Origin of the sequence: Dactylosporangium sp. NPDC000244, assembly GCF_040300725.1 — a bacterium.
Classification (GTDB): Bacteria; Actinomycetota; Actinomycetes; order Mycobacteriales; family Micromonosporaceae; genus Dactylosporangium.
The window spans coordinates 76,851-89,330 of the sequence record NZ_JBEPEH010000035.1; the positions used below are offsets into that span (position 1 = coordinate 76,851).

General features: G+C 72.1%; 14 protein-coding genes. 6 read left to right on the plus strand and 8 right to left on the minus strand.

Going from position 1 to position 12,480, the window contains the following annotated elements:
* Positions 1–174: 174 nt before the first annotated feature.
* Positions 175–960, plus strand: a complete 786-nt coding sequence (locus ABT369_RS40845) for a VOC family protein (RefSeq protein ID WP_350620817.1) — start codon at positions 175–177, stop codon at positions 958–960.
* 1 nt (position 961) lies between these two features.
* On the opposite strand, the gene ABT369_RS40850 is transcribed toward ABT369_RS40845, so the two are convergent.
* Positions 962–2,311, minus strand: a complete 1,350-nt coding sequence (locus ABT369_RS40850) for a serine hydrolase domain-containing protein (RefSeq protein ID WP_350620819.1) — start codon at positions 2,309–2,311, stop codon at positions 962–964.
* On the minus strand, positions 2,308–2,661 hold the full coding sequence (locus ABT369_RS40855) for a histidine triad nucleotide-binding protein (RefSeq protein ID WP_350620923.1): 354 nt from the start codon (positions 2,659–2,661) through the stop codon (positions 2,308–2,310). The genes ABT369_RS40850 and ABT369_RS40855 overlap by 4 nt, the downstream gene beginning before the upstream one ends.
* Before the next feature lie 187 nt (positions 2,662–2,848).
* Between ABT369_RS40855 and ABT369_RS40860 the strand changes: the two genes are divergently transcribed.
* The gene (locus ABT369_RS40860) at positions 2,849–3,574 is read left to right on the plus strand and encodes an SDR family NAD(P)-dependent oxidoreductase (RefSeq protein ID WP_350620821.1); all 726 of its coding nucleotides are present in this window, start codon (positions 2,849–2,851) and stop codon (positions 3,572–3,574) included.
* A gap of 61 nt (positions 3,575–3,635) precedes the next feature.
* Here ABT369_RS40860 and ABT369_RS40865 read toward each other — a convergent pair whose 3' ends face one another.
* The 3 genes from ABT369_RS40865 to hrcA form a co-directional block, all read right to left on the minus strand.
* Entirely contained in the window at positions 3,636–4,334 is a 699-nt protein-coding gene (locus ABT369_RS40865; protein ID WP_350620823.1) for a 16S rRNA (uracil(1498)-N(3))-methyltransferase, read from the minus strand.
* Positions 4,335–4,497: 163 nt separating this feature from the next.
* Positions 4,498–5,622 carry a molecular chaperone DnaJ gene (dnaJ, locus tag ABT369_RS40870; RefSeq protein ID WP_350620825.1) on the minus strand — a complete coding sequence of 375 codons (1,125 nt, stop codon included), beginning with the start codon at positions 5,620–5,622 and terminating at the stop codon, positions 4,498–4,500.
* Positions 5,623–5,648: 26 nt separating this feature from the next.
* Positions 5,649–6,671, minus strand: coding sequence for a heat-inducible transcriptional repressor HrcA (hrcA, locus tag ABT369_RS40875; protein ID WP_350620827.1), 1,023 nt, complete (start codon positions 6,669–6,671; stop codon positions 5,649–5,651).
* Between the two features lie 184 nt (positions 6,672–6,855).
* Here hrcA and ABT369_RS40880 point away from each other — a divergent pair, with 184 nt between their 5' ends.
* Positions 6,856–7,485, plus strand: a complete 630-nt coding sequence (locus ABT369_RS40880) for a DUF4870 domain-containing protein (RefSeq protein ID WP_350620829.1) — start codon at positions 6,856–6,858, stop codon at positions 7,483–7,485.
* A 43-nt stretch (positions 7,486–7,528) separates the two neighbouring features.
* On the opposite strand, the gene hemW is transcribed toward ABT369_RS40880, so the two are convergent.
* The gene (hemW, locus tag ABT369_RS40885; RefSeq protein ID WP_350620831.1) at positions 7,529–8,725 is read right to left on the minus strand and encodes a radical SAM family heme chaperone HemW; all 1,197 of its coding nucleotides are present in this window, start codon (positions 8,723–8,725) and stop codon (positions 7,529–7,531) included.
* Positions 8,726–8,742: 17 nt separating this feature from the next.
* Here hemW and ABT369_RS40890 point away from each other — a divergent pair, with 17 nt between their 5' ends.
* The 3 genes from ABT369_RS40890 to ABT369_RS40900 all read left to right on the plus strand — a co-directional run bounded on the left by ABT369_RS40890 (position 8,743) and on the right by ABT369_RS40900 (position 11,538).
* Positions 8,743–9,519, plus strand: coding sequence for an enoyl-CoA hydratase-related protein (locus tag ABT369_RS40890; RefSeq protein ID WP_350620833.1), 777 nt, complete (start codon positions 8,743–8,745; stop codon positions 9,517–9,519).
* A gap of 57 nt (positions 9,520–9,576) precedes the next feature.
* On the plus strand, positions 9,577–10,470 hold the full coding sequence (locus ABT369_RS40895) for a VldE C-terminal domain-containing protein (protein ID WP_350620835.1): 894 nt from the start codon (positions 9,577–9,579) through the stop codon (positions 10,468–10,470).
* A gap of 147 nt (positions 10,471–10,617) precedes the next feature.
* Positions 10,618–11,538, plus strand: a complete 921-nt coding sequence (locus ABT369_RS40900; protein WP_350620837.1) for a phytanoyl-CoA dioxygenase family protein — start codon at positions 10,618–10,620, stop codon at positions 11,536–11,538.
* 76 nt (positions 11,539–11,614) lie between these two features.
* Here ABT369_RS40900 and ABT369_RS40905 read toward each other — a convergent pair whose 3' ends face one another.
* Entirely contained in the window at positions 11,615–11,893 is a 279-nt protein-coding gene (locus ABT369_RS40905) for a GlsB/YeaQ/YmgE family stress response membrane protein (protein ID WP_350620839.1), read from the minus strand.
* Positions 11,894–11,964: 71 nt separating this feature from the next.
* Positions 11,965–12,480 carry an NUDIX domain-containing protein gene (locus tag ABT369_RS40910; protein WP_350620841.1) on the minus strand — a complete coding sequence of 172 codons (516 nt, stop codon included), beginning with the start codon at positions 12,478–12,480 and terminating at the stop codon, positions 11,965–11,967.

Below are 12,480 nucleotides of genomic sequence, written 5' to 3' on the forward strand. Positions count from 1 at the left end.
CTCTTCATGGTATCGGCTGCGAGCGCGAGCGACCGGCCTCATTTTTTTCCACGGCGCGCTGCGCTGCCCCGAACGCGTTCGGCCGAACATTCCGTCTGCGCCGATTCGGCCACGAACCACCCGGCTGGGCTGGTAGGGAGGCAGTTGACCGATTCACGAAAGGGGGCCGGAGCCATGGTCGAGCGCACCGGATACATCGACGGCGAGCCCTGCTGGGCGGATGTCGTGGCGGCGGACGTCCCGGCCGCGCAGCACTTCTACTCGTCCGTGTTCGGATGGGAGTACGCCGACACCGGCGCCGAGTTCGGCAACTACGTCATGTGCACGAAGAACGGGCGGATCGTGGCCGGGATGAGCCCGCCGATGCCCGGCTCGGAGCAGCTGCCGGCGGCCTGGAGCCTGTACCTCATGTCGCACGACCTCGCCGAGACGTCGAGGCGCATCGAGGAGCACGGCGGCAAGATGCTCGTCGCGCCCATGGACATCCCGGAGAACGGCCGGATGCTCTTCGCCATGGACCCCTCCGGCGCCGCGTTCGGCGCCTGGGAGCCGGGCCGGCACACCGGCTCGCAGCTGTTCGACGAGACCGGCGCCCTGTGCTGGGCCGAGGTGACGACGCGGGAACCCACCGTGACGGACTTCTTCTACCACGGCCTCTTCGGATACCGCCAGACCCGGATCGCCGGGACCGCCGACGCCGGGGAGGAGTCGTTCGACTACTCCTCGTGGAGTCTCGGTGACGCCGACCCGGTCGCGGGCCGCCTCACGATGGACTCGGAGTGGGACGGGGTCCAGGCCCACTGGAGCGTCTACTTCGCCACCGACGACACCGACGCCGCGGCCGAGCGCGTCGTGGCGGCCGGCGGCCGCGTGCAGCACGGCCCGTTCGACTCCCCGCACGGCCGCCTGGCCGTGATCGAGGACCCCAACGGGGCCGTGTTCACGATGATCAGCCGCTGAGTCAGAACCGGTGCCCGTCGAAGGCCTCCTGGCCCCGGCTGAGGCGGTACGTCGCCCAGTGCATCCGCACCACGGTCCCGTCGGCGTCGCGGGTGAGCCGTAGCAGCTCGCCCGCCTCCCGGCCCGACACGGTGCGGAACAGGTCCGGCGAGCCCTCGACGGCCGCGAACACCGCCGGCGGCAGCTTGCCGGGCGCGTCGACCGCGCGGGCGTGCAGGGTGCCGTCGCGCCAGCTGAAGCCGTACTCGAACCCCTCGCTCCACCACCGTCCGAGCACGCTGCGGTACTGCGGCGGCGCCGGCGGCCCGGGCACCCAGGGCGCGATGGCCGCGGGGTCCTCCTCGACCACGGCCGCGAGCAGCTCGTGCGGCAGCTCGCAGATGTCCCGGGCCGTGCCGGACGATCCCAGCGCCGCCGCCCCGAGCGCCCGCGGCGTGCCGGCCCCGCCGACCCGTCCGTAGGCGCCGGCGAGGAACCCGGGCATGGCCCCGTCGTGCCCGACGTGCACGACCCGCTCGGCGCCCGGCCGCGGGTGCAGGATCAGGCCGAGCCCGAAGCCGCGGGCCCAGAGCACCTCCTCGGTGACCGTCTGCGGCGCGCGCATCTCCTCCACGGTCGCCGCGGACAGCACGGTGCCGTTGGGGTCCATCTCGCGCGGGTCGGCGAGGAAGGCGGCCCAGCGCGCCAGGTCGGCCGCGGTGGTCCACAGCTGCGCGGCCGGCCCGACCGCGCCGAAGTCGGTCGACGGCTCCGGGTGCGCGTAGTCGGACCAGGCGTCGACCTGGTATCCGGTCACCGGTCGCTGCGGGGTGACGGCGGTGTCGTGCAGCCCGAACGGGTCGAGGATGCGCTCCTGCAGCACCTCGGCCCACGTCCCGCCGCGCAGCCGTCCGACCAGGTGCCCGAGCAGCGCGATCGCCAGGTTGGAGTAGTGGAAGCGCCGGCCAGGGCGCAGCACCTGCTCGGCCCGGTCCAATTGGGCCAGCATCCCCTCCAGGTCGGGCGCCCGCATGGTGTCCCAGACGTCGCCGAACGGCTCGCGCTGCAGGCCCGACACGTGCGACAGCATCCGGCCGACGGTGAGCTCGCCGTGGGCCTTCACGGGCAGGTGGCGGGCGATCTGGTCGTCGAGCTCGAGCAGCCCCTCGTCGCGGCACTGCATGACCAGCACGGCCGTGAAGGTCTTGGTGACCGAGCCCATCCGCAGCTGACTGCCGGCGTCGACGCCCTCGCCCACCTGGAACGTCCACAGCGGACGGTCGGCGCGGTGGACCGCGACGCTGAGGGCCGGCACCCGGGCGTCCGCCTGCACCTGCCGGGTGATGCGTTCGTACCGCTGCGTCGCCTTCATCGCGACACCATCGGCCCGATCGGCGCACCCCCGAGGATGTGCCCGTGCGCGTGGAAGACCTCCTGGCCGCCGTCGGCGCCGCTGTTGAAGATCAGCCGGTACCCGCTCGCGGCGACCCCCTCGGCCGCGGCCACGGCCGCGACCGTGGCGAGCACCTCGCCGGCCAGCCCCGGGTCGGCCCCGGCCAGCGCGGAGACGTCGCCGTGGTGGGCCTTCGGGATCACCAGCACGTGGACCGGCGCCTTGGGATCGATGTCGCGGAACGCCAGCGTCGTGGCGGTCTCGTGCACCACCGTCGCCGGAATCTCGCCCGCGACGATGCGGCAGAACAGGCAGTCACTCGTCACCAGTGCATCCTAGGGGCCGCCGGCCGCGCACAAGGCTGCTCAGCGCGCCGCCGCCACCCGGCGCGGCGCACGCACACGGCCGCTCAGCACGCCGCCGCCACCCGGCGCGGCGCACGCACACGGCCGCTCAGCACGCCGCCGCCACCCGGCGCGGCGCACGGCACCAGCAGTGGGGGCCTAGGCTGCGCGCATGGCTGCTCAACGGGTCCTCGTCACCGGCGCGGCGCGCGGCATCGGCGCCGCGATCGCGCACGCCTTCGCGTCCACCGGCGCGCGTGTCGCCGTGCACCGGCGCGCCCCCGCCCCGCTCGACCTCCCCGGCGACGGCCACGCCGTGGTGACGGGCGATCTCGCGGATCCGGATGCCGTACGGGCGATGGTCGACGCCGCCGCCGAAGCCCTCGGCGGCCTGGACGTGGTGGTCAACAACGCCGCCGTGTACCTCGAGCACAAGATCACCGAGACCTCGTACGAGCAGTGGCAGACGGCCTGGCGCGACACCCTGGCCGTCGACCTCCTGGCCCCCGCGAACGTGTGCTGGTGCGCGGCCCGGCACCTGCCCCCGGGCGGGCGGATCGTCAACGTCAGCTCGCGGGGAGCCTACCGCGGGGAGCCGGACCATCCCGCGTACGGCGCGGCGAAGGCCGCCCTCAACTCGATGACCCAGAGCCTCGCGAGGGCGCTCGCGCCGCGGGGCATCGCCGTGTCGGCGGTCGCCCCGGGGTTCGTGGCCACCGACCTGGTCGCGGACCTGCTGGCCTCGCCGGAGGGCGACGCGATCCGCTCCCAGAGCCCCTTCGGACGCGTCGCGACACCGGAGGAGGTCGCGGCGGCGGTGCTGTACCTGGCGTCGCCGCAGGCCGAGTGGTCCTCGGGCGCCGTGCTGGACCTGAACGGCGCGAGCTACTTCCGCTGACCGGCCCGCCCGCGGAGGGCGTGCGTCGCCGCCGACCTCACCAGCGCCGTCGCCGGCGACCTCACCAGCGCCCGAGCCGCACCGACAACGCGGCCACCGCAGCCGCCCCGGCGGTCGAGGTCCGCAGCACCTCCCGGCCGAGCCGGACCGCGGTCCCGCCGATCGCGTCCAGCTCCTCCGGCGCCACCCCGCCCTCCGGCCCGACGACCAGCGTGATCGACCCGGACGCGGGCAGCGGCACCGACGACAGGGGCAGCGCGGCCTCCTCATGCAGCACCAGCACGGTGCCGGACAGCGCCAGGTGCCGCGTCGTGCACGCCGGCGCGACCTCGGGAATCCACGAGCGGCGGGCCTGCTTGGCCGCCTCGCGCACGGTCGAGCGCCACCGTTCGAGGGGCCGCTCGTCCTTCCAGCGCGCGATGCTGCGCGCCGCCTGCCACGGCACGATGCGGTCGACGCCGACCTCGGTCAGGAGTTGTACGGCGAGCTCGGCCCGCTCCCCCTTCGCGATGCCCTGCACCACGGTGAGGGCCGGGTCGGGCGCGGGCTCGAAGGTGGGCTCGTCCAGCTCCAGCGTCAGGGCACCCTTGCGCGCCGCGGTGACCACGGCCCGGGCCACGCCGCCGCGCCCGTCGGCGAGCAGCAGCGCCTCGCCCGGCGTGATCCGCTGCACATCGGCCGCGTGATGCCCCTCGGGGCCGTCAAGTACGAAAGACGACCCCTCAGGCAGCGCTGGAACCAGAAAAAGCGGCAGGCTCACGCCGCCTCCGCTCCGCTCCGGCGACGCAAGCCGAACCTGCACCCCCGGTGAGCGGCCCCTCCGCTCCGCTCCGGACCGCTCACGCCGCCTCCGCTCCGCTCCGGCGACGCGAGCCAAACCCTGCACCCCCGGTGAGCGGCCCCTCCGCTCCGCTCCGGACCGCTCACGCGTGCCCGTTGAACGCGTCGCGCATCCGCGAGAAGAAGCCGCCCTGCTTCGACAGCTCGGCGACCTCCTCGCCCCGGCTTCGGGCGAACTCGCGCAGCAGGCGCTCCTGCTCCGGCTCGAGGCGCGTCGGCGTGCGCACGTCCAGGTGGACGTAGAGATCGCCGCGGCCCGCGCCGCGCAGGTGGGGCACGCCCTTGCCGCGGATGCGCAGCGTGGAGGTCGGCTGGGTGCCGGCCTTCACGTCGACCGTCTCCTCGCCGTCGAGAGTCTTGATGGTCAGCCGGGTGCCGAGCGCCGCCGCGGTCATCGGCACGGTGACGCGGCAGTGCAGGTCGTCGTCCTTGCGCGAGTACACGTCGTGCGGGCGCTCGTGGATCTCGACGTAGAGGTCGCCGGGCGGGCCGCCGCCGGGGCCGACCTCACCCTGCTGGGCGAGCCGGATGCGCATGCCGTCCTCGACGCCCGACGGGATCTTGACGGTGAGCGAGCGGCGGGTGCGGACCCGGCCGTCGCCGCCGCAGGTCGCGCACGGGTGCGGGATCACGGTGCCGAAGCCCTGGCAGGCCGAGCAGGGGCGGGCCGAGACGACCTGGCCGAGGAACGTGCGCTGGACCGACTGGACCTCGCCGCGGCCCTGGCAGATCTCGCAGGTCTGCGGGTGGGTGCCCGCCGCGGTGCCGGCGCCCTGGCAGGTGCCGCAGACGATCGCGGTGTCGACCTGGATCGGCGCCTCGACGCCGAACGCGGTCTCGTGCAGGTCGAGGTCGAGCCGCAGGATCGCGTCGGCGCCCGGACGCACGCGCGGGCGGGGCCCGCGGGCGGACTGGGTGCCGAAGAAAGCGTCCATGATGTCCTGGAAGCCCACGAACGCCCCGCCGGCCGGGCCGCCCCCGCCACCGCTGGGCGCGAGCGGGTCGCCGCCGAGATCGACCATCTCCCGCTTGCGCGGGTCGGACAGGACCTCGTAGGCCGCGTTGATCTCCTTGAACTTCTCCTGCGCCGCCGGGTCGGGATTGACGTCCGGGTGGAACTCGCGGGCCAACCGCCGGTAGGCCCGCTTGATCTCATCGGCTGTGGAGTCCCGCTTGACACCGAGAATCCCGTAATAGTCCTTCGCCACTGAGTCCTATGCCCCTGAGATAGATGTCAACTCTGTGCCAGCAGGTCGCCGACGTAGCGTGCCACGGCCCGCACGGTCGCGATGTTTGCGGGGTAGTCCATGCGGGTCGGCCCGAGCACGCCCATCCCCCCGACCACCATGGTGCCCGGTCCGTAGCCGGTGGCCACGATCGACGCGGTCCGCAGGTCCTCGATCTCGTTCTCGTCGCCGATGCGCACCCGGGTCATGCTGGGCTCGACCTCGCCGAAGAGCTTGAGCAGGATGACCTCCTCCTCGAGCGCCTCGAGGATCGGGCGCAGCGAGCCCTGGAAGTCCAGCAGGCCGCCGCGGGCCAGGTTGGCGGTGCCGGCGAGCGCGATGCGCTCCTCGGACCGCTCGACCAGCGTCTCCAGCAGGACGGTGGACAGCGTCGTCATCGGCGGCCGCAGGCTCGGCGCGGTCTCCTCGACGAGGGCCACCACGAGCGGAGGCGTGTCCGCCAGCCGCTTGCCGACCAGCTTCTCGTTGATCATGCGGCGCAGCTCGGTGACGTCGTCGGCCAGGATCGGCCCCGGGAGGTCGACCAGGCGCTGCTCGACGCGGCCGGTCTCGGCGATCATCACCACCATGAGCCGCGTCGTGGAGATCGGCACCAGCTCGAAGTGCCGCACGCTCGCTCGCGACAGGCTGGGATACTGCACCACGGCCACCTGCCGGGTGAGCTGCGCGAGCAGCCGCACGGTGCGGTGGACCACGTCGTCGAGGTCGACCGCCCCGATCAGGAACCGCTCGATGGCCCGGCGCTCGGCCTGGCTCAGCGGCTTGACCCGGGAGAGCTTGTCGACGAAGAGGCGATAGCCGGCGTCGGTGGGCACCCGGCCCGCACTGGTGTGCGGCTGTCGGATATATCCCTCCTCCTCCAGCACCGCCATGTCGTTGCGGACGGTCGCCGGGGAGACCCGCAGGTTGTGCCGTTCGACGAGCGACTTGCTCCCGACCGGTTCCTGGGTGGCGACGTAGTCCTCGACGATGGCACGAAGCACTTCGAGCTTCCGCTCGTCAAGGCCCATGGCACCTCCTCGAGGACTGGCACTCCCAACTCGTGAGTGCCAGTCTACGTCAGTCGCGCGGGGGCACGCGATGATCGTTTGGCGCACGATAGACGCTGCGGCCGTTGTACTGGGTAAAACTTGTCCAAAAGAAGTCATGTCGTGTCGCTGGCGCCACTTGATCGGTGCACCTACCGTGGCCCCCATGAGTGAACCACCTCGCCCCGGGGAATACGGCATGCCGTCGGACCCCAACTCCGGGTACCCGCCCCAGCCGCCCGTGTCGGGTGGTGGGTACGCTCCGCCGCCGTCGAGCGGCGGCGGGGCCTATGGCACCCCGCCCACGTCGGGCGCCGGGTACGACCAGTCCGGCTACCAGCAGCCGGGTTACCAGCAGCCCGGCTATCAGCAGCAGCAGCCCGGCGGCTACCAGCAGCCGGGTGGGTACCAGCAGCCCGGTTACCAGCAGCCCGGCGCCTACGGGCAGCCCGGCGCGCCGGCCGGCTACGCCAACAGCGACGAGAAGACGTGGGCGCTCATCGCCCACTTCGGCGGAATCGTCGTCGGCTTCATCGCCCCGCTCGTCGCGCTCCTGGCGAAGGGCAACGAGTCGCCGACCGTCAAGGCCCACGCGAACGAGGCCCTGAACTTCCAGATCACGTGGGGCATCGCCATGATCGTGGCGGTCATCGTCTCGATCTGCTCGTTCGGGATCCTGTTCTTCCTGCCGTTCCTGGTGTGGATCGTCATCATCGTCTTCGCCATCCTCGGTGGCATGAAGGCGAACAACGGGGAGCTGTACCGCTACCCGATGACGTTCCGCTTCCTCAAGTAGGACCCAGTTTTCCAGAAGGGGCGGCCCATCGGGCCGCCCCTTCTTACGTCAGCGCCCGGGCCACGCCATCGGCCAGCAGACGGCCACGCAGCGTGAGCACCGCGCGGCCCGCCGCGAACGCGTCCGGGTCCAGCTGCCCGTCGGCGAGGCAGTCGCGCGCGCCCGCGAGCCCGGCGGCGTCGAGCACCTCCAGCGGCAGGCCGTCCGCGAGCCGGATGCGCAGCAGCACGTCCTCCAGGTGCCGCTCGTCCGGCGTCAGTACCTCCCGGGCCTGCCCCGGCGACGCGGAGTCCGCGAGCCGCGCGGCATAGGTGTGCGGGTGCTTCACGTTCCACCAGCGCACCCCGCCGACGTGGCTGTGCGCGCCCGGCCCGAGCCCCCACCAGTCCCCGCCGCGCCAGTACAGCTCGTTGTGCCGGCACGGCGAGTCCTTCGACCAGTTCGAGACCTCGTACCACGTAAAGCCCGCGGCGTGCAGGGCCTCGTCGGCGGCGAGGTAGCGGTCGGCGGCCACGTCGTCGTCGGGGTAGGGCAGCTCGCCGCGGCGCATCCGGGCGGCCATGCGCGTGCCGTCCTCGACGATGAGCGCGTACGCGCTGACGTGGTCGACCCCGGCGTCGACCACGGTCGCGAGGGACCCCGCGAAGTCCTCGGGCCGCTCCCCCGGCGTGCCGTAGATCAGGTCCAGGTTGACCCGCTCGAATCCGGCCGCGCGGGCCTCGGCGGCGGCCGCGGCGGGCCGGCCGGGCGTGTGCCGGCGGTCCAGGACGGCCAGCACGTGCGGCGCGGCCGACTGCATGCCGAGGGAGATGCGGTTGAAGCCGGCCGCCCGCAGCTGCCGCAGCCCGGCGAGGTCGACGGACTCGGGGTTGGCCTCGGTGGTCACCTCGGCGTCGGCGGCCAGGCCCCAGGCGCGGTCGATGCCCTCCAGGATGCGGCCGAGCTCGGCCGGGGGCAGCAGCGTCGGGGTGCCGCCGCCGAAGAAGACGGTGTCGACCCGGGGCGGGCGCACGACCTTGGCGGCGAGGGCCAGCTCGTCGAGCACCTGCTCGGCGTAGCCGGCGCTGAGCACGCCCTCGCTCGCGGTGTAGGTGTTGAAGTCGCAGTACCCGCACCGCGTGGCGCAGAAGGGCACGTGGACGTACACCCCGAAACCCTCGCGACCGGCCGCGTCCGCGACCCCGTCGGGCAGCGAACCGTCGCGGGGAATCGGCTCGCCTTCTGGCAGTGATCCGGGCATCCCACTAGTGTGCCCGCATGTCTCTGGTGCTCTCGGAAACCGCACGGGGCGTGGCGACGCTCACCCTGGACAGCCCGCCCAACCGCAACGCGCTGTCCACGGCCCTGATCGAGGAACTGCTCGCGGCGCTGGCCGCGGCCGACGCCGACCCGTCGGTCCGCGCGATCGTGCTGACCCACACCGGCCCGGTCTTCTGCTCCGGCGCGGACCTGAAGGAGACGGCGGCCGCGTTCGGCTCGGGCAAACCGCCGGTGAGCAGGCTCGGCGACGTGCTCGCCGCGATCTGGGAGGGCCGCAAGCCGGTCGTGGCGCGGGTCGCGGGGCCGGCCCGGGCCGGCGGCCTGGGGCTGATCGCCGCCGCCGACATCGCGGTGTGCGCGAGCACCGCCACGTTCGCGTTCTCCGAGGTGCGCATCGGGGTGGTCCCCGCGGTGATCTCGGCCACAGTGCTCCCGCGGCTGGACCGGCGGGCCGCGGCCGAGCTGTTCCTCACCGGCGCCACGTTCGACGGGGCCCGGGCCGAGCGCATCGGGCTGGTGACCGCGGCGGTGGACCCCGACGGGCTCGACGCCGCGGTAGACGCCTACGTGCGCGACCTGGTCCGGGGCGCCCCCGGGGCCCTCGCCGGCACCAAGGAGCTGCTACGGACGCCGAAATCCGACAGCTTCCGCGACGAGATCCGGGCGATGACCGAGCTGTCCGTCGCCTACTTCGGCTCGCCCGAGGGCGTCGAAGGAATCGCCGCATTCCGCGAGAAAAGGGACCCGAACTGGGTACCCGACGGCGCCGCCTGACCGGGTCGGCTGGTATCTGCCACGTACGCTGTTCGACCTGACGACTGGGAGGTGGACATGCGTGCGCGACGACTGGTGACGATCGCGGCCCTGGCGGCCGTGGCCGTGGCGCTGTGCGCGTACGTCGTCATCAACCGCATCAGCGCGAACATCCCGCTGACCGTCGCCACCGGCCGCGCCTGCGTGGTGAGCGCCGGCAACGCGGCCGTCGGGGCGACGGGGGACGCTTCCGAGGTCGAGCTCGACGCCGAGCAGCTGGCCAACGCGGCCACCATCACCGCGGTCGGGCTGACCCGCAAGATCCCGCACCGCGGCCTGGTCGTCGCGCTGGCCACCGCCTGGCAGGAGTCGAAGCTGGAGAACCTGACCGGCGGCGACCGGGACTCGATCGGGCTGTTCCAGCAGCGGCCGAGCCAGGGCTGGGGCAAGCCCGAGCAGATCGCCGACCCGCGCTACGCGGCCGGGCAGTTCTTCACCGCGCTGCTCAAGGTCAAGGGCTGGGAGCAGATGCGGGTCACGGACGCGGCCCAGCAGGTGCAGCGCAGCGCGCACCCCGAGGCCTACGAGAAGTGGGCCGACGAGTCCGAGACGATGGTCAACGCCCTCAGCGGCGAGGTGCCGGGCGCGGTCGCGTGCACGGTCACCGAGGAGTCCAGCCGCGGCCCGGAGGCGGCCCGCTCCCTGAGCGCCGACCTGAAGCTGGACTGGGGCAGCGTCAAGACCGCGGACGTGAACAACCTCGTCGGGGTGGCCCTGAAGGTCGGCGAGAAGAAGACCGGCTGGCAGTACGCGCACTGGCTGGTCGCCCACGCCCAGGAGCGCGGGGTGAAGCGCGTCGTCTACGGCGACATGCAGTGGACGGCCACGAGCGGAGCGTGGGCGCACGTGACGGAGCGTGGCGGCATCGACGCCGGTCCCGGTGGGGAGCGGGTCGTCGCCGAGGTCTACTGAAGACCTTGACGTTGCTCGCGAGCAGCGGGTTGTCGCCCTTTCGGACATTGTCAGGTGGCCAACTCCCGAGTCGGCCCCATATACACCTCGCGTTACCATCGGGTCGTTCGAGACCACGCGAGCGAAAGACCAAAGTAAGGGGAGGACATGACGTCCGCTGCACCCGACTACGGCGATCTCACCGGCTACGAGCCGATCAGCGAGACCGACCGCAAGGAGTTCCTGGACAACGGCTTCCTGCTGGTCCGCAACGTCCTCACGGAGGACCACCGGGCCGCGCTCGAGGCCGCGATGGACCGGGTCTACGAGGAGGAGAAGGCGGCCGGCTCCAAGAGCATGAAGAAGGACGGCACGCTGCATCTGCTGGGCTTCCTCAACCGCGACGAGCTCTTCGGGCACCTGCTGACCCAGCCGACCATCTTCCCCTACATGTGGGGCCTGGCCGGGTGGAACATCTACACGCACCACAACCACCTGGACGTCACGCCGCCCACCTCCGAGGAGGAGCCGCCCTCGTGGGGCTGGCACCAGGACGGGTATCGCCAGAACTCCGACCCGGAGACCATGGACCCGAACCTGCCGCGGCCCATGTTCTCGCTGAAGGTCGCCTACGTCATCTCCGACCTCTCGGAGACCGGCCGTGGCGCCACGAAGGTCATCCCGGGCAGCCACCTGTGGAACTCCCTGCCCCGCCCGGCCGACACCACGGTGCACAACCCCGACCCCGAGGGCACCGTCGAGATCACGGCGAACCCCGGTGACTGCTTCATCTTCGATCGGCGCCTCTGGCACTCGCGGTCGCCCAACTACTCGGACATCACCCGCAAGATGCTGTTCGTGGGCTACACCTACCGGTGGATCCGCATCCTCGACGACATGCCGATCGACTTCCAGGGCGAGTGGTGGAACAACCGCACGCCGGTGCAGCGCCAGCTGCTCGGTGAGGCGAGTCACACCGCGAACTACTGGGGCATCAACTGGAACGGTTACATCGACGAGGAGATTCCGCTCCGCAAGGAGCTGAAGACCCGCGGCCTGCTCGACCGTTCTATTCCCTGGCTGCGATAATCAAATCTCGGCATACACGCGAATGGCCCCCGGATTCGGAATCCGGGGGCCATTCGCGTTCAGCTGATGGTGAAACTTACAGGGCGCGGCGACCGCGGCCCGCGAAACCGGCCACCAGGGCCACGCCGATGGCGGCCACGACGACCTGGACCAGCAGCTCGCCCCAGTCGACACCCGGGGTGTCGGTGGCGATGCCGATCGCGTTCGCGATCAGGGTGCCGAGGAACGCGGCGATGATGCCGACGACGATGGTCAGCCAGATCGGCATGTTCTGACGGCCGGGGATGACCAGCCGGCCGAGGGCGCCGATGATGAGACCGACGATCAGCGCGGTAATGATTCCGGTGACAGTCACTGGTCTTCCTCCTTGTACCAAGCTCAACCAGGGGGCATTGCTTTGCGGTTGAACTTGTATTGCCCCCGGTCTCAGGGGGCCAAACGTACGGAAGATCGACGAACGACGGGATTGCGCAATACCGAGTCCATTGACGGAAAAGCCATCTCGGGCGGATCGTCCAGGGACAGCCAGGTGTACTCGCTGCCCTCCCCCGGATCGAGCACGATCTCGCCCGCGGTGATGGTGGCGAGCCAGAAGCAGTCCAGCACCGGCAGCCGCTCGCCCTGGAAGTCGTACGACCCGATGAACATCCCGGCGAACTCGCCGAGCTCGACGGTCACGCCCAGCTCCTCGCGGGCCTCGCGCACGGCCGCCTCGGCGGGGTGCTCGAAGCCGTCGCAGAAGCCGCCGGGCAGGTCCCAGTAGCCCTTGCGGGGTTCGCGGGCCCGCCGGATGGCCAGGAACGTCTCGTCGCGCAGGATGACGACGGTGCCGGTGGGGCGCGGATTGAGGTAGGTCTCGTAGCCGCACGCGGCGCACCTGGCGGGCAGCTCACCCGTGGGCGCGCCGCACCGGGGGCAGTGCCGGCTCCCGGGCGCCGTCAC

What these genes read in the sequence shown, in the direction of transcription:
- ABT369_RS40845 (WP_350620817.1), top strand. Translation starts at nt 175, where the DNA reads ATGGTCGAGCGCACCGGATACATCGACGGCGAGCCCTGCTGGGCGGAT.
- ABT369_RS40850 (WP_350620819.1), bottom strand. Translation starts at nt 2,311, where the DNA reads ATGAAGGCGACGCAGCGGTACGAACGCATCACCCGGCAGGTGCAGGCG.
- ABT369_RS40860 (WP_350620821.1), top strand. Translation starts at nt 2,849, where the DNA reads ATGGCTGCTCAACGGGTCCTCGTCACCGGCGCGGCGCGCGGCATCGGC.
- hrcA (WP_350620827.1), bottom strand. Translation starts at nt 6,671, where the DNA reads ATGGGCCTTGACGAGCGGAAGCTCGAAGTGCTTCGTGCCATCGTCGAG.
- ABT369_RS40880 (WP_350620829.1), top strand. Translation starts at nt 6,856, where the DNA reads ATGAGTGAACCACCTCGCCCCGGGGAATACGGCATGCCGTCGGACCCC.
- hemW (WP_350620831.1), bottom strand. Translation starts at nt 8,725, where the DNA reads ATGCCCGGATCACTGCCAGAAGGCGAGCCGATTCCCCGCGACGGTTCG.
- ABT369_RS40890 (WP_350620833.1), top strand. Translation starts at nt 8,743, where the DNA reads ATGTCTCTGGTGCTCTCGGAAACCGCACGGGGCGTGGCGACGCTCACC.
- ABT369_RS40895 (WP_350620835.1), top strand. Translation starts at nt 9,577, where the DNA reads ATGCGTGCGCGACGACTGGTGACGATCGCGGCCCTGGCGGCCGTGGCC.
- ABT369_RS40900 (WP_350620837.1), top strand. Translation starts at nt 10,618, where the DNA reads ATGACGTCCGCTGCACCCGACTACGGCGATCTCACCGGCTACGAGCCG.